This is a genomic window from Vibrio sp. QJM3NY_39, assembly GCF_057785895.1.
The window spans coordinates 866245-887721 of sequence record NZ_CM173506.1 but is presented as its reverse complement, the minus strand read 5'-3'; the positions used below and the strand labels follow the sequence as shown (position 1 = coordinate 887721).

Genomic DNA, 21477 nt, shown 5'->3' with positions numbered 1-21477 from the left:
TTTATTGTTTATAATTTGTTGTTCGTGGAAAATAATAACTGAGTACCAGCGACATCAGCCACAGACAACCAGCATCCGATCTGCATTGGTAATACTGCACAGACAACGGCACGCACTTTAATGATTTGTTCATAATTACTCTTGTAGGATTTTTCCCACACACAACGTATTAAACCCTTGCGCATAAGAGTTTAAGTGTACCTGTACGTGAAAAAAGAGCCCCATGGACGGATATAGCAACTAAGTGTTGATAAATTTATGCGTATAATCCGACTTTCTATTAGCTATAATTATTCTTCGATAACCTTACAGACCCTGGCAGGTCGTAATTCAGTCAAGACCTCTTAACTTTCTCTTTGAGTACAAAAAACGGCTACGGATAGTTACTACTAACTCAATGTTAGAGATATCGAAATCTATGTAACCGATACAATGTTCAGCTTAGGAAAATCAGTGTTGGGCTACCAAAAGCTTCATAGTGAAAACAACAACTGCACTTATTTTGAAAATATCTGATTTACATACTCTAGCCACGCCTGCTCTCATTCTGACGTCGATAACTTTGATAACAACCTTAACTTTGACAATACCGTTATGTCGGTCATTGCCTATGACTTTCACGCAGACACGTTTGCTCAGCCAAACAAAATAAGCTTGAACACTTACTCATAAATGCTCTGTCCATTAATCATGGGGCTACTCAATAAAGCTGTTAGTTCAAATGGTGCTTGATGTTCCGTGCTGTAAGGCTAATACACAAGCAACGATAAGCATTTGTCTTCTGTTATTAACAAATATCTTGAGCACTGAAGTTCCATTAACGCGTTAAACAGTCATTCTTTAGCACGGGAAAATCATTGCTCTAAATGTAGAAGAATCAACGGAAGGGAGGCTGCTATTTCAACTTTGGAGGGTGGGCTGCTTCTGAATTCCCAGGCTCCGCGCCTGAAGTGGTGGCAAACGTAATCTACACAGCAACGACGGATGGAACTGACACTCTACGCTATCGTGCAAGAGAAGACGCAAAAGAGCTACTGGACAATCGTAAAGCCCTTGATGATAGAACCTTTATTGATGGCCTTAAAGCGCAACTTGGTTTGGATTAGACTCCCTCGATATCAATTCAAAAAGGGAATACAGACATAGTTGTATTCCCTCAAATGTAGCTTTAACTAAAAAGAGTGGAGCAGAAACGCGCTAGAGCCCTAATGACTCACTGACGTCGAAAACAAGTTAATAATCACAACACCTGCCAAAATCAAAGCGATGCCAATTATCGCGAAAATATCGAGTTTTTGCCCGTAGACCAACCAAGACAAAGCTGCGACTAGCACTATCCCGGCCCCACACCAAATCGCATACGCCACACCCAAAGACATAGTTTGAACCGTGAGAGACAACAGATAGAAAGCAAAGCCATAACCGACTAGCACTGCGGCAGTCGCAGGTAAAGAAGTAAACTGTTGCGTTTTAGGTAATAGAGAAGTCGCGACAACTTCAAGCACGATAGCGAGTGATAGCATCACTGGAGGTGGGAGAGATAAAAGCATGTTCGAGTCCACAATAATAAAATACGGCGCTCAGAATATTGTAGTTTTATTTCCAATTCATGCGATTTTCAGTAAGCAATTATTATGACATACCCTAAAAAGCCTTGAGTGTAATCCTCGATTGAAGTTTCTCTACAGACAAACAAAAAAGACCCACGAATTCATCTTTAGTGGGTCCTTCTTTAATCCAATGATCTAGAAACCTAGTCAGCTATAACAAAGCAATGAAACTTAGTTTGCTGACGTAGAGCCTCTTAAAATATCGCGCTTAACTTCACCTTTCAGATCCGTCAAAGTTTGTTGGTCGATATCAATCAAGAAGTGATCACTCGCTTGACCTGTTGCGAATTTTTCAAGAATCACGAACAAGCTGCCGAAACGTGAGCGGAACACTTCACCAACGGTATATTGGCCAAGGTCACCCAGATCTGAATCCACCGTGCCATCAAACTCTGAAAGCTCTCGGCTTAGCAACTCGTATTGGCGCAGTTGTGTTTCACCGATATCACGGAACGCCAGTTCGTCTGCATTACGTAGTCGGTAGAAGTCGGTTGCAAGAGTTTCACCTTCCCATGTTGCGAAATCTTCAAGCACTAGACCTTCTTGAGATGCAATAGCGTCAGCTTCAACTTTCGCTGCTTGCCAGTCTTGTTTAAATTGCTCGTAGTCTTCTACTCCATTTACAACACAACCCTCGACTGGATAATTCATTTCATCAACTAGCTGACAAACCGTAAAATTGGTTTCTAGCTGAGACATGATCATCATATCTTCACCGTTCATGCGCATGATCATTTCACGCATTTCGATTGGCCAATCACTAGGAAGGAAACGCAGACGCGTTAACTCACGGATATGCCAATCAGTCAGTTCGTAGTAGCTCTCTGAATCCAAAATATCTTTGTTCCAGATTTTCGCTTGTGCTTCTGGGTCTCCGATTGCAGCTTGAGTAAGATATTCATGCTCTTCTTCATAGTGACTGAATAGCTCGTTGTAACGTTTAACTTGATCGATAACGACGGTTTCAACTTCGATTTGGTTATCCGGGCGAATGTTCAGCAGCTTGTAAGCTGGGATGTAACCCGCTAGCGATGGCGCTTGGATGTTGAAGAGTGTGTGTTGAACACCATCAATATTGAAGCTCTTCTTACCCGTATCATTAAAGTGCATGTGACCGCCAACGTGAATGTTTAAACCAGTCGCTGCCAATGCTCGGCTGGTATTGTCATCTGGTTCACGAGCCAATTGATGGCTTCCTTCACCAAACAAATCTTCAATCTCTTCAGAGGCACCGTTGTAGAAATCGGTCATTGGGAAGTGTGAGAAAGAGACCAGAGTCTTATTTTGTTCTTTCGCTGCTTTTACTACATCAGAGATCCAATCGATCACATGTTCTTTGTGGGTCAGCATCATGTTGTAGCCAGCACTGCTTGAGCCATCAAACGTGTTTCCATCTAAAGAACTATCAGACGAACCTTCTTTGGGACGATAAACATTCGCGTCGATTGCCAACAACCAAAGTCCTTTCACAGGCTCTACTAAGTAGCTGGTATCAGGCACTTCAGAACAGCTTGAGTAACCGCTCTCTTTGTAACTGCCTCCAGTGCCTTCGTAACAGATCTCGTACATACGTTTGTCAAACGCTGCTTCTTCTTTAGCTAAGTCATAGCTGTAGTTAGCACGAGCTTGGTCACTACTGTAAGGCGTTTCAAAGTAGAGATAATCTTGCTGAGGATAGAAACCGTGAGTACCAAGGATACTCATGATCTCTTCATAGCCCCATTCACGTACTTCTTCAGTACATATGGTTGCTAGGTTGTCGCCTTCACCGGGAATGGTTGTCCACTCATCATCATAGCCAACACACTCTTCTTTACCGCGGCTATAGATACGCTGATTCTTACCACCTTCGCCTAGGTAATCAGATTTACCTGCTGGGATTGTAAATGGGCGAACTGGATCGTGGTTGCCTGGGGCGGCGAAAAACTCAAGGCCGTACGTATCGCGATAGTGATCAAAAATGCTAACCAAGCCACGCATATGAATCGGCTGGCCGTCGTCACTGAAGTCACCCGGCAGGGCTACGTATTTCACGCCACGCTCAACCACATCATCAAGTGCTGCGATCATCGCAAAGTAGTTTTCATTGAACAGACGAGTAGAGTTCATCTGCGACTCCATCGTTCGAATTGTCGCATACTCACCACTATCTGAGTTGTAGAGCCCAGCGAACGAACCGTCTTTAAAATCACCGTAAACGTCATGAAAATGGATATCAGGCATGAATGCGACTTGCACTGCACTCTCTAGATTACCGCTGTCGTCACTTGGCGAACTTGAATTACAACCCGCTAATGTGGCTGCTATCAAGCCTGACAGTACGGTCAATGTACTCTTTTTCATTTTCTCTTCCCAAAAAGTTAGAACTCAAAATTTGGCGAGGAGATTAGGTGAGTAAAATGACACTATTGTTTCTGATATCTTACAAAACGTCGTATGCAGAGTTCTTATGCGACATTGCTTCAATCATTAAAATTCAATTAGTTAGTAACGATTATAAGTATTGATAACTCTATCGTAGGAATCAGTTATTAATATATAAGCTGCCATAACACAACCACTCAAACATCAATGATAACTATGCATTCAGACTATTTGGATAAGTAGCCCTCCATCAAAACCCGACTAGATCTGAATAAAGTAATTACTGGGAACGCAGAGCAGATCTTTATACTAACTATTACAAATACGTAATAATCATTTTCAATTTAAGGGGATTATCAAAACTCATGCTCACACCTATACTAGCTCCAACAAAACGAGAGAGCGGAAACAATTAAGCTCAACTACTCTTAACGGGTTGAAGCTAATTGCACAGTTATCCGCTGTACTGACATATATAGGAAGCATCCAATGACAATCGAAATTAAACCTGGTCAAACTCATATCAAATCAAAAGCTATGGTTGCATGGGCAGCTGGCGAGCCACTAAAAATGGAAGAAGTTGATGTACAACTTCCTAAAGCTGGTGAGGTTCTAGTTCGCATCGTTGCTACTGGTGTTTGTCACACTGACGCATTCACATTATCAGGTGACGATCCAGAAGGTATCTTCCCTTCTATTCTTGGTCACGAAGGTGGCGGCATCGTTGAGATGATCGGCGAAGGCGTTACAAGTGTTGAGATTGGCGACCACGTTATCCCACTTTACACAGCTGAATGTGGCGAATGTAAGTTCTGTAAATCTGGTAAAACTAACCTATGCCAAGCGGTTCGTGAAACGCAAGGCAAAGGCCTAATGCCAGACGGTACAAGCCGCTTCTCTATTAACGGCGAAACAATTTTCCATTACATGGGTTGCTCTACTTTCTCTGAGTACACAGTACTTCCAGAAATCTCTCTAGCGAAAGTAAGCAAAGAAGCACCACTTGAAGAAGTTTGTCTTCTAGGTTGTGGTGTAACAACGGGTATGGGCGCGGTACTGAACACAGCTAAAGTTGAAAAAGGCGACAACGTTGCTGTATTCGGTCTAGGCGGTATCGGTCTTTCTGCAATCATTGGTGCTCGCATGGCTGGTGCTGACCGCATCATCGGTGTAGATATCAACGAGAGCAAATTCGAGCTAGCAAAACAGCTTGGCGCGACTGACTGCATCAACCCGACTAAATTCGACAAGCCAATCCAAGACGTTATCGTAGAGATGACAGACGGCGGTGTTGAGTACTCTTTCGAGTGTATCGGCAACGTAAACGTGATGCGTCAAGCACTTGAGTGCTGCCACAAAGGTTGGGGCGAATCAGTCATCATTGGTGTTGCAGGTGCAGGTCAAGAGATCGCAACTCGTCCATTCCAACTAGTGACTGGTCGTGTATGGCGTGGTTCTGCTTTCGGTGGTGTTAAAGGCCGCTCTGAGCTTCCAGAAATCGTAAACCGTTACATGGCGGGTGAGTTTGGTCTTCAAGAGTTCATCACTCACACTATGGGTCTGCAAGACGTAAACGAAGCATTCGACCTAATGCACAAAGGTGAATCTATCCGTACTGTTCTACACATGGATAAGTAATTCTCCTTGGCCTCGGTTCTTTCGAGCATCTAGGCCAAAGCTATAAATGAAAAGCAACAAACTGTCTTCACCACCTCCTGCCCGGTGGGTGGTGAAACTTTAGATGATATAGACACGTTATTCCCCAAACCATCAACCTAACGGAGCACAATAGATGACAATCGAAAACATTAGCCAAGCAAAGGTTGCTGGTGGTTGGCACAAACAATACACCCACTTTTCTGCAACGCTTGACTGCAACATGCGTTTTGCGATTTTCTTGCCACCTAATGCAAGTAAAGAAAACCCAGTTCCTGTTTTGTATTGGTTATCAGGCTTAACCTGTACCGATGAAAACTTCATGCAAAAAGCCGGCGCGTTCAAAGCTGCGGCTGAACAAGGTATCGCGATTGTCGCACCAGACACTAGCCCACGTGGTGAAGGTGTTGCCGACATTGAAAGCTACGACTTAGGCCAAGGTGCAGGCTTCTATGTGAATGCCACTCAAGCACCATGGGACAGCCATTACCATATGTACGATTACGTGGTAACAGAGCTCCCAGCTTTGATTGAATCTTTCTTCCCAGTAACGTCTGTGAAATCCATTTCAGGTCACAGCATGGGCGGACACGGTGCCCTAACGATTGGCATCAAGAACGAAGATAGCTACCGTTCTATCTCGGCATTCAGCCCAATCACCAACCCAATGCAATGCCCTTGGGGACAAAAAGCCTTCAACCAATACTTGGGCTTAGATATTGAAGAGTGGAAACATTACGACGCGTCTGAGCTTCTAAAAACCAAAGGCACTAAGCTGCCAATGTTGGTTGATCAAGGCGAAGCCGATAACTTCCTGATTGAACAGCTTAAGCCTGAGCAATTAGTCGAAGCCGCTAAGATAACCAATGCCGATTTAGAGCTACGTATGCAGCCAGGTTACGACCATAGCTACTTCTTCATCTCTAGCTTTATTGATGAGCATATTGAGTTCCACGCAGCTTACCTGAACAAGTAGTCACACCGATTTAGCCCACACCTTGCAAAAGCGTGAGGTGTGGGCTTCTTTGTGCCTGCTGTTTGGGCGAGACCGCTGCTACGTAATAGCAACAACAAAGATTCACTCTTTCAAACACTCCGCTATACCAAAAAAAACAATACAACTAAAAGGTACGACTATGAGCTGGTTTTTCTTAATGATGGGCGTGATGGCGGAAGCACTTTCTCACGTAGCACTTAAAGCAACCGACGGTTTCAGTTTGTCTAAACCCATCCCTGCTCTATTGGTGATTTCAGGACACTTGGCGGCATTTCTATTTTTGAGCCAAGCAATGAAAGGGATGCCTGTAGGTGTGGTTCACTCTTTGTGGGCGGGCTTGGCTATCGTCACCGTGAGCTTGATTTCTACGTTTGTTTACCGCCAGCACCTCGATACTATGGTGTGGGTTGGTATGTTATTTGTGGCGGCAGGTGTTGTGATGATCAACCTATCTCAAGGTCACTCACACTAGTGTAGATAGTGACTTATTAACAGTGTGTCAATTCATTCAAACTTCCTAACAGACAGGTGTCGCCTTCACTTATTCATACTCTTACAATCAGCAAATCAAACCTGTTACCATAGCGTCTTCAACATCACCTATTTTGAAGGTTGCTATGAAAGCAATTAAGACTCTTTTCTTCCTGATGGTTTTATTGAGCGGTCTGTTTACCGCTTGGCTGTTTATCCCGATTCCAGCGACCATGGACAAACAAACGCTCGATGTTCCATTAACGGAACCGTTCAAGCTTGTGGCGTATCGCAGCAACCCGAATGATGCGAGCAAGCCGCTGACCTACCACTACTATGTGATTTCTGATGTGGTTGGCGTGGACGACATGGACCCGTTTTTGATTACCACAGACCAGTTCGTGAAGCTTGGCGAATTCGACGAGAACACGTTCAATTTAACGGTTAACGGCAAGATCGAAAGCTACACCAACGATTTGTGGATCAAAAAGGCCGACGGCAAGCTTCAGCACTGGTACGTAAGTGTTGATGCAAACTATATTCGTTAGAGTAAACCTTAGATAAGATTTATTTTCAGACTGCGTTTTGGCTTCCAAGCGCAGTTTTTGTTTCAAGCCGCCCGCTTTACACTCTCCCTCAGTTTTTACCCATCACTGCCTTGCTCTTAAAAATGCTACAAGCAGAGCAGGTTTTATAAGCCCTTAAGATGTTATAAGCTCCACCTATGTTCGACTCCCTATAAATCAAAAATAATAAAGGATCACTCGTGGAATTTACGCTCGACAAATTTAACGGCATCATCATTGACCCAGCAACAGCCCCTCACGATGCTGACTCATTCAATGCCGAACTTAGCGAGATCACCGAATTTTCAAAGCAAAATAACAAAGGTATTATTTGGATTAGTTTGCCTATTTCAGTCTCGCACCTTATTCCGGTAGCGACTGAGCTAGGCTTCGTGTTTCACAACTGCTTAGAAGACGAGATTACACTGATTCATAAATCCGAGATGGTAGAATTTGTGCCTTTCATTCCGACCCACACCTTGGGCGCTGGCGCGTTGATCACCAACGAACATAACCAAGTGCTGATGATTAAAGAGCACGGTATGACTGGCTACAAGTTACCTGGCGGCCATATTGAGTTGGGTGAAGGCATTGAAGAATCGGTAGTTCGGGAAACATTGGAAGAAACCGGTATCGAGGCAACGTTCGTTTCTGTGGTTGGCATGGCGACAAGACACCCGTATCAATTCGGTAAATCAAACCTCTACTTTATTTGTCACCTTATCGCTCAAACTCAAGATATCGCGATTCAAGATACTGATGAAATTGCAGAAGCTAAATGGATTGATGTTGAAGAGTATATTAACAACCCCAACAGCTACCCGTTTAACCGCCAGTTGGTCGGTACTCTGATCGGAAAGCAAGGTTTAGAGCTCACTCAGCTAGAAGGCAACTATGGCCCTGTCCACAAGCCCGAGATCTTCTTTTCGAAAAGCTAGACCAATTCAAACATAAAAACGCCCAACTCAAATGAGTTGGGTGTTTTGGTTTCTAGCTTTTGTTTTTCTTAATTAAGCCAACTGCGTTGTTAGTTATTCTTTGTACCTATGATTCATTCTCATATTTTTAGAGCGAACCTGTATTAGAAGAAGCCCAACGGATTAGTATCGTAGCTGATCAACAGGTTCTTAGTGTTTTGGTAGTGGTCGAGCATCATCTTATGTGTCTCACGACCAATGCCTGATTTCTTGTAACCACCAAACGCGGCATGTGCTGGATAAGCGTGGTAACAGTTCACCCAAATACGACCCGCTTCAATGTTGCGCCCCATGCGATACGCTAGGTTTGCATCACGCGTCCACACGCCTGCGCCCAAGCCATACTCGGTATCATTCGCGATCTCTAGTGCTTCTGCTTCGTCTTTAAAGGTGGTTACCGCGATAACAGGGCCGAAGATCTCTTCTTGGAACACACGCATCTTGTTGTGCCCTTCCAGCATGGTCGGTTGAATGTAGTAACCATTGCCGAGATCATCTGGTTGCTGCGCTATTTCACCACCGGTCAGCACTTTCGCACCCTCTTGACGACCGATTTCTAGGTAGCTCAAGATCTTATCGAACTGCTCTTTTGAAGCTTGTGCACCAACCTGAGTATCGGTATCTAGCGGGTTACCTTGTTTAATAGTTTGAGCACGCTCGACCACTTTCGCGATGAACTTGTCGTATACCGATTCATGAATCAACACACGTGATGGACAGGTACACACTTCACCTTGGTTGAAGAACGCAAGCAGCATGCCTTCGACACACTTATCTAGGTAATCGTCTTCATGATTAAAGATATCTGGGAAATAGATATTTGGAGACTTACCGCCAAGCTCAACCGTTGATGGAATCAAGCTTTCAGCCGCACATTTCAGAATATGATGTCCAACTTCAGTTGAGCCAGTAAACGCCAACTTAGCCAAACGATCACTAGTTGCTAATGCTTGGCCTGCTTCGCTACCAAAACCATTCACGATGTTGACCACGCCTGCAGGTAGAAGATCGGCGATCTTCTCCATCATCACCAAAATCGATGTCGGTGTTTGTTCGGCTGGTTTCATCACCACACAACAGCCCGCAGCAAGTGCTGGTGCCAATTTCCAAGCCGCCATTAAAATCGGGAAATTCCAGGGAATGATCTGCCCCACCACACCAATCGGTTCTGGGAAGTGGTAGCTTGCGGTGTTTGAATCTAGCTCTGCTGCGCTGCCTTCTTGTGCTCGAATACAACCTGCAAAGTAACGGAAGTGGTCGACAACCAAAGGGATATCTGCTGCTAAGGTTTCACGCACAGGCTTGCCGTTTTCCCAAGTTTCGGCGACTGCGATTTCTTCTAGGTTTGCTTCAATGCGATCGGCAATTTTGAGCAGGATGTTCGAACGTTCTGTCACACTAGTCGCCGCCCAACTTGCACGAGCTGCGTGCGCGGCATCGAGTGCCAAGCTAATGTCCGCCTCGGTTGAGCGCGCCACTTGGCAATACACCTGACCATTCACTGGGGAAGTGTTATCAAAATACTCGCCGCTAACAGGTTTCACCCACTCGCCACCGATAAAGTTATCGTATTGCGCTTTAAAGTTAACCACTGCGTTATCACTACCCGGCTGTGCGTAAATCATAGTTAGATCCTTCTTTGATTTTTAGTCGTTGTTCATTCGTTGTTGAGATTATGTTGTCGAGCTTGCATGGCGGCTTCCCTTGAGAAGAGATCACGTGAGAAGAAAGCTCGTAAGAAGAGAGCCACCATGTTTATACTTTCTGTTTAAAACACTGATACTTCGTGTTTTCTTCACAACAGTAACAACGCAAATCACACGCCAGAACTTCAAAACTTGTTGTTAATAAATTGTAAAACTATGATTACCAAACGTTTACAACCCAAAGTGAGTTGGCATTGAACGGACGTATGGAAACCACTCCAGTGTTCAACTGTTCCAAATTGGTACACCCTCACTGTTACGACATGGAACAGTCATGCACCTTCAACAAGCAAACACCTCAGATTGGCTTTCATCCTCTTGGCACCGCAGCACAGAAGCGGGTCTAAAACAGAGACGACTTCCCGAAGACATTCGCCTGCCACAATCGATTCTTAAACAGCGACGTCACCAATCTTCGAGCTTAATTCAAATAGTCGAACGTAATGCTCTACCTCTGTTTAATCAGATGTTTGCACGCACTGACAGTCGTTTGATTCTGACCGATATTGAGGGCGTCATTCTGGCAAGTTGGGGACAAGAGCGGTTTAAGGAGAAACTAACTTCGATTGCACTCAGCTCTGGGGCGTGTTGGCAGGAACAACTGAAAGGCACCAATGCGATAGGCACCGCCATTGTTGAAGCGAAACCAGTATCCATAATTGGCGAACAACACTTCATCCACCAGCATCGGTTTATCAGTTGTTCAGCAAGCCCGGTGTTCGATCACCAAGGCCAGATGGTTGGCGTGTTAGACATTACTAGCGAGCAGCAACAACACGACAGTTCAGTGCAATTGCTGGTTCAAAATATGGTTCAGCTTGTTGAAAACCAGCTACTGAGTCATATCCCGCAAGGCACTACTCGAATCGACCTCGCATGTGAGAAATCGTTGCTGCACAGTGGTTGGCAAGGAATTGTGATAGCCAACGAAGCTGGTGAGGTTGTGGCGCACAATCAGGTCGCCTCTCAACTGTTGGATCAAACCTCGATCGTCGGCGAGAGCATCGACACTCTGTTCAACCGAACCTCATTAGATACACCCTTTGTATTTGAAAAACAGCACCTCAAACGAACGACTACCAAGCGTATGCGTTCACTCTCAGCATCATGTGACTTGCACCATGGTGAACAACAAATAGAACACGCTTGGCAGCAAGCTAACAAGGTAATCGACAAAGGGATCAGCTTGTTGATCTTAGGAGAAACTGGGGTTGGTAAAGGCGAGTTTGTTAAAGCGTTACACAAGCAGAGCCAGCGTAAATCTTCGCCTCTCGTGGCGGTAAATTGTGGAGCACTACCGAAAGATCTTATCGAATCTGAATTGTTTGGTTACGCGCCGGGGGCATTTACTGGCGCGAGCCACAAAGGATTCCAAGGCAAGATCCGCCAAGCGGATAAAGGCATTTTATTTCTAGATGAGATCGCCGACATGCCATTAGAGGCTCAGTGTCGATTACTGCATGTTCTGCAAGACAAATCCGTGGTGCCTGTGGGTTCGAACCAAAGCTACCAAGTCGATTGTCAGATCATCGCTGCCACACATAAAAACTTAGAAAAATTGGTCGCAACTGGAGAATTTCGACAAGATCTGTATTACAGACTAAACGGCTTGGCCTTCACCTTACCAAGCCTACAACACCGACAAGATAAACACGCCTTAATCGAGCACATTCATCGTAAATACGCCGAAGACGAACAGACAATCTGCCCGCACTTAATGAGTTTGCTGTGCGCCTATTCATGGCCCGGTAATATCCGCGAATTAGACAACTTGCTTAAAGTTGCTGCTCTATTGGCAAGTGATGAACCACAACTCACGCTAGAACATGTACCTAGCCATCTTGCTCAACACCTCACGTCGTTAGCGCAAGATAATCATCATAAGTTCATCACAACTAATGCCATCGAAGGTAGGCCAAAGTCCGATTTAAAAAGTACCGTTGAAGAGACCTTGTTGCAAACCTATCAAGCTAACCAAGGCAACATCAGCAAGACATCGCGAATACTAGGTATCAGCCGCAATACCATTTATCGAAAGCTGAAAAGCTTGGGGATTCTTCAGTAATCACCATGGACGATCTTGGCTACCTCTTTCGTTATCAATAAATAAAATTCACTTCCAGTGAGACATTTTGCCCTCTGATTCGTAATGCATCAAAACGAACGAGGGCTCAGATGCAAACAATCAACATAGTGTGGCTAAAGCGAGATTTAAGACTCACCGACCACGCACCTTTACGACACGCTTTATCTGATCAACACCCAACGATATTGCTCTACATTTTCGAACCCATGCTGTTAAACAATGCCCATTATTCTGAGCGACACTGGCGATTTGTTTGGCAGTCACTGCAATGCATGAACCAGTCATTAAAAAAGCATGGACATCAGATTTCAATACTCCATGGCAGTGCTATGGACTGCTTCGAAGCGCTCCAATCTCGTTACCACATCCAAAGTGTATTCTCCCATCAAGAGATAGGTTTAAATTGCACCTTTGAGCGTGACATACAACTTTCTACTTGGCTTAAAGAGCACCACATCCACTGGCAAGAGTTCGCACAGGGCGCGGTCGTTAGAGGGTCAAAAGACCGAATCGGTTGGGACAAGCACTGGAACAGTGTCATGCGTGCTCCCATAGCAGAAAGTCAGTTAACTACAGAATCACTGCACACCCTTGATGCTGAAGAGCTTAAGTTGGCCATCGAGCCTCCACAAGCATGGTTAACCAAAGTCAACGGCATACAAACGGGCGGCAGCGCACTGGCTTGGGCAACGTTACACGATTTCTTTGAACGCCGTGGTCGCGATTACTACCGCAGCATCTCAAGCCCAGAAGCTTCACGACATGCCTGTACACGTCTATCCCCATATTTGGCTTGGGGCAATATATCCCTGCGCGAAGTTTATCAACATCTATTGGGACACTGGCAAGTTGCAGGGTTTCGTCGCAGCTTGATCGCGCTCTCTTCAAGGCTTCATTGGCACTATCATTTCATGCAGAAATTTGAATCGGAATGCGACATGGAATTTCGCTGCATCAATCACGCCTACGAAGCACTATTACAGAATGAAACGGTAAAAGAACCAGCAAGTTTGGAGGCATGGAAGATGGGACTAACGGGCGTGCCCTTAGTCGACGCCGGTATGCGCTGCCTACATCATACGGGTTATATTAATTTTCGTATGCGCTCTATGTTGGTGAGCTTTCTTACTCATCATATGAACATGGACTGGCGTGATGGTGTCACTCACTTAGCGCAGCTATTTCTCGATTTTGAACCCGGTATACACTACCCACAGTTTCAAATGCAAGCTGGGGTAACGGGCATCAACACCATCCGAATTTACAACCCAACCAAGCAAGCCCAAGAACACGATTCTGATGGAGATTTCATTCGAAAATGGGTACCAGAACTTTCAGACATACCCACTCCACTTCTGTTTGAACCGTGGAAGATGACTCCCATGGAGGTGATGATGCATGAGCTTGAACCGAATTCCCCTTACCTTAATCCGGTCGTCGATCTCGACACTAGCGCAAAAGAAGCGCGGGTGCGTTTATGGTCGTGGCGAAAACTGACCGAGGTAAAACAAGAGCGAAGCCGTATTTTGGCTCGCCATGTCAGGCCGTAGAAAAAGAAGCCTAATCAGAGTCCAACTCAACAAGTTGATTGAGCACCTCTTTGTCCAACACCGGATGATGCTTACTCGCGAACAACAGTACGATATCCACCGCAGGTAACGATGGCATATCTTCAAGAACGTTTAAATCCGGAGTCACGCTGAGCTTACCCATAGCACCAATCGCTAAACCCGCTTTAACAATTGCTCGCTGCGCAGAAGCCGTATTACTGCACGCCAGCAACTGATAAGAAGTACCTTGCTTGGTTAAACCATTCACTGCTGCAGCATGATATTTACAGTCTGTTTGAAACAAGGCTAATGGAACAGGCTTAGAACCATCAAATACAAACTCAGGGCTGCTAATCCACACTCCGACATCATGAGTCAGCCAATACCCCTCTTCGCTGTCGGGCGCTCGGGTGACAATTGCGGCATCTAAACGGCCGTCATCCAACCACTCTCTCAGCGTAATGCTGGGCAGGCTAAATATTTGGATTGAGCACGTAGGTTCTGCTTGCTGTAACAGGCGAATGACTTTCGGAAGAATGGTGTCATTGTAATCTTCAGGGCAACCTAATCGCAGTGGCTGTTTGTCCTCATAACGTTTTACTTGTTTCAATGCCGTATTGTGGAGTGCGACTAGCTGCTCCGCATGAGAACGCAATGCCAAGCCCGCCTCAGTCAAAACCAGGTTGCGTCCTTCCTTTTGAAACAGAGTGACGTTAAGTTCTTCCTCTAACTTACGCATCTGAGCACTAAAGGCCGATTGGGTGCGATTGTTCTGCTTTGCAGCACGTGTAAAACTGCTGGTCTCCACAAACGCGAGAAAGCCTCGCAACGCATCAATATCCATATTGAAATCACCACCCATCGTTTTTATTAATGTATTACATCAAAATTATCCGTTAGTGCGCCGTAATACAATCCCTTAAGCTCAAATGCATACCCACCAAACGCAAGGAAGCACCTATGCAGCTTTATATCGCAAACCAGAACTACTCAACTTGGTCACTTCGTGCATGGCTCATATTCGACCATTACAACTTCGATGCAGACATTATCAAGCTCAAGCTGTTCACCTCAGATTTTTACGACACTCTGGCGAAAGTGACACCGACAGCCAAAGTCCCGACCCTAGTTGATGGTGATGTTGCTGTGTGGGATTCATTGGCGATTCTCGAATACGTTAACGATGCCTATTTGAATGGTGCGGCATGGCCAGCTTCCGTCGCAGAACGCGCCCTCGCCCGTGCAATCTCGGCAGAAATGCACTCTGGTTTTTTCAACATCAGAAATGAGTTACCAATGAATTGCCGAGCCAAAAGAAAGCTCACGCTGAGTGATGGCACACTAAAAGACATCGCTCGCATCGACGCAATATGGTCTGCACAAATGGAACAATACCCAGATGGTTGGTTGTTTGGTGAATGGTCGATTGCAGATGCGATGTTTGCCCCTGTCGCCATCCGAGTACAAACTTACGGCATTGAGCTTTCTGAAAAAGCCCAGCAGTATCAACAACGCGTGCTCAACAGCCTATCAATACAAAAATGGTTGGCAGAGGCAAGTTTAGAAAAAGATATCGTTGAAGAAGACGAGGCGGGCGAACCTGTTTAGTCTGGAGCGAATGAGTCTCGAATGGCTTCGAGACTCATTGACTGTTGAGTGTGTAGACGTTTACTAGAGTGTTATTTCTCAAAGTATGCTCTTTAATAATTCACAGAACTTCGACGCTATCCACTGATGCGAAGCAGATGTAAATGTACGCTGATGTTGCAGTAAATAGAGGTCTACCTGATATTGCTTGATGTCGACAAAATCATAAATATCGACAAATCGATGATCGAAATCTGGCAATTCATTTAATGCGTTCATACCAAAAACCACTGCATCAGAGCGAGAGGCAATCTCCATTAACACATGAGTTTGAGTACTTCGAAGTTTAGGACGCTTATCTAATAAGGAAAGACTCAATATTCTGTGGTAGTTACCCTCATCCTCAAGAATGTGGTCGATTGTGAACACTGAATCACAATATGCAGATGTGGTGACGGGATACAATTCGATAATTAAGAGCAAAAACGTTCAAGACGATCTAATTGTTAGATATATCATTTCAATGACCACATTTCTACTGGTAACACTCCCTACAAGTGTTTCAGTCACTGAAACACTTAATCAATTAAAACCAACAACTTAAAATCAATAAAAACACCAAACCTTTACTTCCCCCTAACGTAGGTACCACTAAATGGTTAGTTAATGACACATCTTTGACTCCCATTCTGTAAACAGGTGTTTTTTAGTCAACGCCATAGGTTTATTCAATATTTACGTCAAAGTTTATCAAACAAAGAACCGTTTCAAGCTTTCAGCACAAAGTCATGAACTAACCAAATCCCCCCGTACAATCCTCATAAATTCTATATGAGGGAGTATGTACATGGTTACCACCAAACGAGCACACCAAGTGTTGCTTCAAGCCACTATGGGCTTCAAAAGCACTGATGTGGACAATCTGATTGAAGCCGGTGATATTGAAAATTGGGTTGACACACAAACAGAGATTGGCGGTTCATCTTTGGTGAACAAACACAGGTTCGTCGAGGAACATCACGACAAACCCAAATGGTCTGATGTTCACCTGAACGTGGCTTATACAGATATCTTGCTAAAAAATGGGGCACTGTTACGTCATCGTATGGCTTACATCTTGACTCAACTGTTTGTCGTCTCTTTCCGAGACCCACAATTGGATATAGATCATCGCCGTATCGCATCATCCAAATACTACGACAACTTAGCCAACAACTGTTTTGGCAGTTTTCGAGATCTACTCAAAATCATTTCTACATCCCCAGTTATGGGCGAATACCTGACATTTCGAGGCAACAATTTTAAAGAGGGGGTGGCCGCAGATGAGAACTTTGCACGTGAAGTCATGCAACTATTTACTATTGGTCCTGCACTTCTGAACATGGATGGAACAATCATTACAGACCCAAATGGCCACCCGACTCTGTCATATTCGCAGGAAGACATAGAAGAAGCAGCTAAGGTAATGACAGGGTGGAATCTTCACAACGACGATTGGTTGCAGCCATGCGTGCGATAGAAAAATTACATAACCCAGAACCTAAATCGATTTTAGGCAGCGATTTTCCAGCGAATGCAACTGCTGAAGCAGACCTAGACCAATTACTGGATACCCTATGCGCTCATCAAAATATAGCGCCATTTGTGGCTAAGTTTTTTATCCAGAAGATGGTTACTTCTAACCCATCAAAAGATTACGTCTATCGCGTGGCAACAGCGTTCAAAGAGAGCCACTTAATATGCAGGTGCTGATCAAAGCGATACTTACGGATGATCAAGCTGGTTATATATCAGGGAAAAACGAAGATGGATTGATACGCGATCCTATGATCACACTCTCGCATGCATTTAGAGCTTTAAACCTTACCCTTAAACCTGGTAACAAAATATTCTCAAACAGCTATGCTTGGAGCAATCGAAGAGTGCTATTCAATGCACCAAGTGTATTTTATCACTACCAACCCGATGAAGCTCCCAATGACGACAGGTTTGTTGGAATCGCAGCTCCAGAATTCAAAATATACAACTGGGATGATGTATATCACTACTTCCGCCAGGTTTCAGACCTTGCTACTCGACTAGAGAGTGAACCTCCGGTTGCTTACATGAATCGCCCAACTTTTGAGCACCACTTTCAAAATACTGAAAACTCAAACAGCATGGCTAACCTGATTGACGAGATAGATAAGCACCTTTTTGCGAATAACATGAGTGAGGGCATGAAAAGTGTGATTCATGAATATATGACGACAGCAAATCGCAATAACCTCAATGTGCTAAAGGCTCTACTCATCCAAATCTTTATGTCCCCAGAATTCATGACTCAAGGCTAAAATATGCAAGTTTCAAGACGATCATTTATAAAAGGCGCCTTAACGACCAGTGGCGTTACCGCGTTTAACCTTACCTCCCCTTTAGCAAGTGCTTTTCAATTAACTCAGTGCGATTCCAATCTACCTTACAAAGCCCTCGTCGGTATCAACCTTGGAGGAGGTAACGATGGTTTCAACTGTTTCGCTCCTTTAGAGAACAAACAATATCAAGATTACAGAACATTGAGAGGAACTTTAGCGTGGGATGAACATGAGCTTGTTGACCTTAATTTAAACGACGGGGGATTACAGCTAGCAATGTCTCCAGAACTGGAAGAGCTTAAGTGGTTGTTTGATGAAGGAAAAGCATTGCCAGTACTGAACGTTGGCCCATTATTAAAAGAACGCATCAACGACACTGACATTGACGAGCTAAAACCAATTCATCTCTTTTCCCACAATCATCAGAGTACGATTACTCAATCCAAAACCGACAATTATATAAGTAAAGAAGGTTGGGGAAGCTTATCATCTGCACTACTAGAAAATGCCTTTAGCCTCGAGGAGTTAACGCCTTTGTTTGAGACAGGATCTCACACAGTGTGGACAAATAGTATAGCTAAATCAGCCAACCGCATTGGTACTTCCTTACCTAACGATATGACCCTTCAGGAGTTTGGAGACGAATTGTATGACGCATTTCGTGAATCAAGCCACACACAGGGCTCTTTGTTTAAAGAGTATTACGCAGAAATGTGTTACGAGGCTCAAGACAAATACGCTGAATTTGAAACTATTTTTGATGATGAGCAAGATTACGGCTTTGATCTCAAAACTAGCATTGGAAAACAATTACTTGTGGTTTTTCTCCTTCTTCAGGCGAGAGAGCACTTCAAACACCCAACGCAGTTTTTTTCCGTCACTTTAGGAGGGTTTGATACCCACAATAATCAGGAAGGTGATCAGGGGGCTCTGCTTAGATCTTTATCATCCCAACTTTCTATTTTCTACCAACGATTAGAGGAATATGGATTATCTGATGCTGTGACCACGTTTACCATGTCTGAATTTGGGCGAACACTAGAACCAAACGGTTCAGGCACCGACCATGGTTGGGGGAACTGTCAAATGGTAATCGGTGGAGATGTTCTGGGCGGAAGAATGTTAGGCAACTGGCCTGATTTAGCGGAAGGCAGCAATGACTTGATGACACGAGGCAGGGTGATTCCAACACTGAGCGTCGATCTTTTTCACGCGTCCTTGCTCAATTGGTTGGGAGTAAGAAAGGAAGACCTGACCACCCAAATCTATCCACGACTAGAAGATTTCAATCAGTCTTTACTGCCTATTTTCCGAAGCTGTGATACCGGTAGAGACCAAAAGCTAAACATTATGGGGGCAAGTGCCAGTGCAGAGAACCCAAATGGTATCGATAGAACAGAGCATGGTATTGATAACAATATGGCTACCAAGTGGTCAGCATCAGGCGAGCATATTACCTACACGGTAGAGCTCGACCAATCCTCCACTGTTACCTCAGTGCGCTTCGCTCAAACCAAAGGCCATCAACGACGTTATAAGATGGATTTACAAGTTAGTCATAATGGTTCTCAATTCGATCACGTAATCAGTATCACCACCGAAGGAAATAGTGAAAACCTTGTCGAATATCCGATTGGCGCTATCGATGCAAAATTCGTACGCTTTGTGTGCCGCGGTAATACGGACGACAACCAAAGTTTGCGCCTCTGGAACAACTTCCGTCACATTGAAGTCTGGGGAAAATAATCAAGTGATGATATCTCCCTGATAACTTTGCCTTTAAAAACTTGGCTTTTATGAGCTGCATCGTTAGGGCATCTTATCTCAGTGAGACCGGGTGCCTTAGTTTTATCTGTGGGGCAAAAATACACTCCGCCAACATCGATAAGTTTCGCTAACGATGCAGCTCATAAAAACCAGTTTTATCGAATGTGATCATCTAGCCACAATGTGCAGACCTGATTGTTTATATTCGACTTAATTCAAATCATTAAGATAAACATCATGTTAAGAGCCTCTATAGCATTAATCAGTGTCACGAGCTTAATTGTATCTGCCAATGTGACCCTTCCGTCTGGAGAAGACTGGTTCAATCATGCTTCAGAAGGGCTTGCATCTTATTGGCTAATGCCTAGCGCACAAGGAGAACCGATAGGCAACTTCCCAACATTCCGCTGTGATGATGGGACACTACTTGATGTGACCAATGTTTGCCCCGAGTTAGACCGAGGCTGGATCACACCTCACTTCGGCAAAGAGTTTACGCGCATGAAATCACGTCAAACTTATGCCTATGGCGTGCTCTACCATCTTACCGGAGACAAGCAGGCTTTAGTGCTTGCCAAGCAAGGCGCCTACTACCTCATTGATCAACTAGAAGATAAGAAAAATGGCGGCTTCATTGGCTACACAAAAGAGGGGAAAGTGGGCCAGGATTGGCAGCAACGTACCTCTCAAGATCAAGCGTATGCGTTGGTTGGACTCGCGATGTATTACTACCTAACCCAAGACAAAAAGGTAGAAGAAGCACTCATCACCCAACAAGCTTTTATCTTTGATAAGTATCGACTTAGCGACAACAGCGGTCTTGCTTGGGTACTTACTGACGGTGAAGATGGAAAAGCGACACGACGTGAATTGGTCGCGCAACTTGATCAAATTAACGGTTACATGCTGTTAGTCGCCCCTTTGCTGAAAGAGCCCACCAAATCAAAATGGCTTGATGACCTAAATTGGCTAACACAAGCTATGATCGACCACTATCACTCTGAAGATGAACAACGCTTCTACGGGGCTATTCACGATAAAGCAGCCATGATGCCCAATGCCAATCACAACGATTTTGGACACACCATCAAAGCGTATTGGATGACCTATCTAACCGGTCATGCATTAAATAATTCCGATTGGTCGGAGTTTGGTTTAGACGGCATGAAACACACTCTGGATCAGGCGCAATATCAGAAAGACTTTGCCGATGTATCTAACTACTTTGGTGAGCGACTTCAGAAAATGTGGCAAGGGCAAGATATCACGGGCTGGCAAAGCAGACCGCACAGCCAGTGGGCGTCATCATGGGAGTGGGCTGAGCTTGATCAAGCGGCCATGACGGTTTCGCTGGTCGATGGTTCAATGAAAGACGTCCTGCAATACACCCTACCGACCTTTCATGATGTATGGGTCGACCACAAATACGGTGGCGTTGGGCTTGATCCTAAGCGTACTAAAGCTTTCCATTGGGGCAATGGCTATCACCAATTTGAACATGCGCTGATTGGCTATTTATATGCTCAGCAAGTTGACGCTAAACTGGCTGTATTGCACTACGCAAGACCGACCAACAGCAATATGCCAATGGAACCGTATTACTATCAAGGGGACGTGGTTAAGTTGGAGAAACTTGGAGATGGAACTCAGAAGGTCAGCTTCAATAACATTCGACCTTAGCGCTGGTATTGGTTCTGAATTGCTTGGAGCAACAGATAAGCTCAGAAAGCCTGCACAACACGATGCAACAGACTCAAACAAAAGCCGCTGTTGGGCAGCGGCTTTT

General features: G+C 44.7%; 19 protein-coding genes. 14 read left to right on the top strand and 5 right to left on the bottom strand.

Annotation, left to right across the window (positions count from 1 at the left end; genetic code table 11):
* The first annotated feature begins 953 nt into the window (after positions 1-953).
* The gene (locus tag AC3CHU_RS19835; RefSeq protein ID WP_488526278.1) at positions 954-1106 is read left to right on the top strand and encodes a hypothetical protein; all 153 of its coding nucleotides are present in this window, start codon (positions 954-956) and stop codon (positions 1104-1106) included.
* A 99-nt stretch (positions 1107-1205) separates the two neighbouring features.
* Here AC3CHU_RS19835 and AC3CHU_RS19830 read toward each other — a convergent pair whose 3' ends face one another.
* Both AC3CHU_RS19830 and AC3CHU_RS19825 read right to left on the bottom strand, forming a co-directional pair.
* Entirely contained in the window at positions 1206-1550 is a 345-nt protein-coding gene (locus tag AC3CHU_RS19830) for a DMT family transporter (protein WP_054546235.1), read from the bottom strand.
* A 231-nt stretch (positions 1551-1781) separates the two neighbouring features.
* Positions 1782-3953, bottom strand: coding sequence for a metallophosphoesterase (locus AC3CHU_RS19825; protein WP_488526277.1), 2172 nt, complete (start codon positions 3951-3953; stop codon positions 1782-1784).
* Positions 3954-4463: 510 nt separating this feature from the next.
* Here AC3CHU_RS19825 and AC3CHU_RS19820 point away from each other — a divergent pair.
* The 5 genes from AC3CHU_RS19820 to AC3CHU_RS19800 all read left to right on the top strand — a co-directional run bounded on the left by AC3CHU_RS19820 (position 4464) and on the right by AC3CHU_RS19800 (position 8602).
* On the top strand, positions 4464-5612 hold the full coding sequence (locus AC3CHU_RS19820) for an S-(hydroxymethyl)glutathione dehydrogenase/class III alcohol dehydrogenase (protein ID WP_017064961.1): 1149 nt from the start codon (positions 4464-4466) through the stop codon (positions 5610-5612).
* Positions 5613-5766: 154 nt separating this feature from the next.
* Positions 5767-6606 (top strand): S-formylglutathione hydrolase, encoded by an 840-nt coding sequence (gene fghA / locus AC3CHU_RS19815; protein ID WP_488526276.1) that lies wholly within the window; start codon positions 5767-5769, stop codon positions 6604-6606.
* A gap of 160 nt (positions 6607-6766) precedes the next feature.
* A complete protein-coding gene (locus AC3CHU_RS19810; protein ID WP_012601126.1) occupies positions 6767-7099 on the top strand; it encodes a DMT family transporter in 333 nt (110 codons plus the stop codon).
* A 145-nt stretch (positions 7100-7244) separates the two neighbouring features.
* Positions 7245-7646, top strand: coding sequence for a hypothetical protein (locus tag AC3CHU_RS19805; protein ID WP_102402050.1), 402 nt, complete (start codon positions 7245-7247; stop codon positions 7644-7646).
* Between the two features lie 218 nt (positions 7647-7864).
* Positions 7865-8602: an NUDIX hydrolase gene (locus AC3CHU_RS19800; RefSeq protein ID WP_488526275.1), complete on the top strand. Its 738-nt coding sequence runs from the start codon at positions 7865-7867 to the stop codon at positions 8600-8602.
* A 143-nt stretch (positions 8603-8745) separates the two neighbouring features.
* Here AC3CHU_RS19800 and exaC read toward each other — a convergent pair whose 3' ends face one another.
* Positions 8746-10266 carry an acetaldehyde dehydrogenase ExaC gene (gene exaC, locus AC3CHU_RS19795; protein ID WP_102442028.1) on the bottom strand — a complete coding sequence of 507 codons (1521 nt, stop codon included), beginning with the start codon at positions 10264-10266 and terminating at the stop codon, positions 8746-8748.
* Positions 10267-10621: 355 nt separating this feature from the next.
* Between exaC and AC3CHU_RS19790 the strand changes: the two genes are divergently transcribed.
* Positions 10622-12412, top strand: a complete 1791-nt coding sequence (locus tag AC3CHU_RS19790; protein WP_488526274.1) for a sigma-54-dependent Fis family transcriptional regulator — start codon at positions 10622-10624, stop codon at positions 12410-12412.
* A gap of 110 nt (positions 12413-12522) precedes the next feature.
* The gene (locus tag AC3CHU_RS19785; RefSeq protein ID WP_488526273.1) at positions 12523-13983 is read left to right on the top strand and encodes an FAD-binding domain-containing protein; all 1461 of its coding nucleotides are present in this window, start codon (positions 12523-12525) and stop codon (positions 13981-13983) included.
* A 10-nt stretch (positions 13984-13993) separates the two neighbouring features.
* Here AC3CHU_RS19785 and AC3CHU_RS19780 read toward each other — a convergent pair whose 3' ends face one another.
* A complete protein-coding gene (locus AC3CHU_RS19780; protein ID WP_488526272.1) occupies positions 13994-14845 on the bottom strand; it encodes a LysR family transcriptional regulator in 852 nt (283 codons plus the stop codon).
* A 98-nt stretch (positions 14846-14943) separates the two neighbouring features.
* Between AC3CHU_RS19780 and AC3CHU_RS19775 the strand changes: the two genes are divergently transcribed.
* Entirely contained in the window at positions 14944-15591 is a 648-nt protein-coding gene (locus AC3CHU_RS19775; protein WP_488526271.1) for a glutathione S-transferase family protein, read from the top strand.
* A 78-nt stretch (positions 15592-15669) separates the two neighbouring features.
* Here the strand turns inward: AC3CHU_RS19775 and AC3CHU_RS19770 are convergent, their stop codons facing one another.
* The gene (locus AC3CHU_RS19770) at positions 15670-15999 is read right to left on the bottom strand and encodes a hypothetical protein (RefSeq protein WP_488526270.1); all 330 of its coding nucleotides are present in this window, start codon (positions 15997-15999) and stop codon (positions 15670-15672) included.
* Between the two features lie 418 nt (positions 16000-16417).
* Between AC3CHU_RS19770 and AC3CHU_RS19765 the strand changes: the two genes are divergently transcribed.
* The 5 genes from AC3CHU_RS19765 (at position 16418) to AC3CHU_RS19745 (ending at position 21371) form a co-directional block, all read left to right on the top strand.
* Positions 16418-17089, top strand: coding sequence for a DUF1800 family protein (locus AC3CHU_RS19765; RefSeq protein WP_488526269.1), 672 nt, complete (start codon positions 16418-16420; stop codon positions 17087-17089).
* Complete coding sequence (locus tag AC3CHU_RS19760; RefSeq protein WP_488526268.1) at positions 17077-17322, top strand: DUF1800 family protein; 246 nt, start codon at positions 17077-17079, stop codon at positions 17320-17322. The genes AC3CHU_RS19765 and AC3CHU_RS19760 overlap by 13 nt, the downstream gene beginning before the upstream one ends.
* Positions 17310-17903, top strand: coding sequence for a DUF1800 domain-containing protein (locus tag AC3CHU_RS19755; protein WP_488526267.1), 594 nt, complete (start codon positions 17310-17312; stop codon positions 17901-17903). Before AC3CHU_RS19760 ends, AC3CHU_RS19755 begins: the two co-directional genes overlap by 13 nt.
* Before the next feature lie 3 nt (positions 17904-17906).
* Positions 17907-19670, top strand: a complete 1764-nt coding sequence (locus AC3CHU_RS19750) for a DUF1501 domain-containing protein (protein WP_488526266.1) — start codon at positions 17907-17909, stop codon at positions 19668-19670.
* Positions 19671-19928: 258 nt separating this feature from the next.
* Entirely contained in the window at positions 19929-21371 is a 1443-nt protein-coding gene (locus AC3CHU_RS19745; RefSeq protein WP_488526265.1) for an AGE family epimerase/isomerase, read from the top strand.
* Positions 21372-21477 lie beyond the last annotated feature (106 nt).

Bases quoted from the DNA above. Each gene is read 5' to 3' on its own strand.
- AC3CHU_RS19830 (WP_054546235.1), bottom strand. From the start codon at position 1,550: ATGCTTTTATCTCTCCCACCTCCAGTGATGCTATCACTCGCTATCGTG.
- AC3CHU_RS19825 (WP_488526277.1), bottom strand. From the start codon at position 3,953: ATGAAAAAGAGTACATTGACCGTACTGTCAGGCTTGATAGCAGCCACA.
- AC3CHU_RS19820 (WP_017064961.1), top strand. From the start codon at position 4,464: ATGACAATCGAAATTAAACCTGGTCAAACTCATATCAAATCAAAAGCT.
- fghA (WP_488526276.1), top strand. From the start codon at position 5,767: ATGACAATCGAAAACATTAGCCAAGCAAAGGTTGCTGGTGGTTGGCAC.
- AC3CHU_RS19810 (WP_012601126.1), top strand. From the start codon at position 6,767: ATGAGCTGGTTTTTCTTAATGATGGGCGTGATGGCGGAAGCACTTTCT.
- AC3CHU_RS19805 (WP_102402050.1), top strand. From the start codon at position 7,245: ATGAAAGCAATTAAGACTCTTTTCTTCCTGATGGTTTTATTGAGCGGT.
- exaC (WP_102442028.1), bottom strand. From the start codon at position 10,266: ATGATTTACGCACAGCCGGGTAGTGATAACGCAGTGGTTAACTTTAAA.
- AC3CHU_RS19790 (WP_488526274.1), top strand. From the start codon at position 10,622: ATGCACCTTCAACAAGCAAACACCTCAGATTGGCTTTCATCCTCTTGG.
- AC3CHU_RS19785 (WP_488526273.1), top strand. From the start codon at position 12,523: ATGCAAACAATCAACATAGTGTGGCTAAAGCGAGATTTAAGACTCACC.
- AC3CHU_RS19780 (WP_488526272.1), bottom strand. From the start codon at position 14,845: ATGGGTGGTGATTTCAATATGGATATTGATGCGTTGCGAGGCTTTCTC.
- AC3CHU_RS19775 (WP_488526271.1), top strand. From the start codon at position 14,944: ATGCAGCTTTATATCGCAAACCAGAACTACTCAACTTGGTCACTTCGT.
- AC3CHU_RS19765 (WP_488526269.1), top strand. From the start codon at position 16,418: ATGGTTACCACCAAACGAGCACACCAAGTGTTGCTTCAAGCCACTATG.
- AC3CHU_RS19760 (WP_488526268.1), top strand. From the start codon at position 17,077: ATGCGTGCGATAGAAAAATTACATAACCCAGAACCTAAATCGATTTTA.
- AC3CHU_RS19755 (WP_488526267.1), top strand. From the start codon at position 17,310: ATGCAGGTGCTGATCAAAGCGATACTTACGGATGATCAAGCTGGTTAT.
- AC3CHU_RS19750 (WP_488526266.1), top strand. From the start codon at position 17,907: ATGCAAGTTTCAAGACGATCATTTATAAAAGGCGCCTTAACGACCAGT.
- AC3CHU_RS19745 (WP_488526265.1), top strand. From the start codon at position 19,929: ATGTTAAGAGCCTCTATAGCATTAATCAGTGTCACGAGCTTAATTGTA.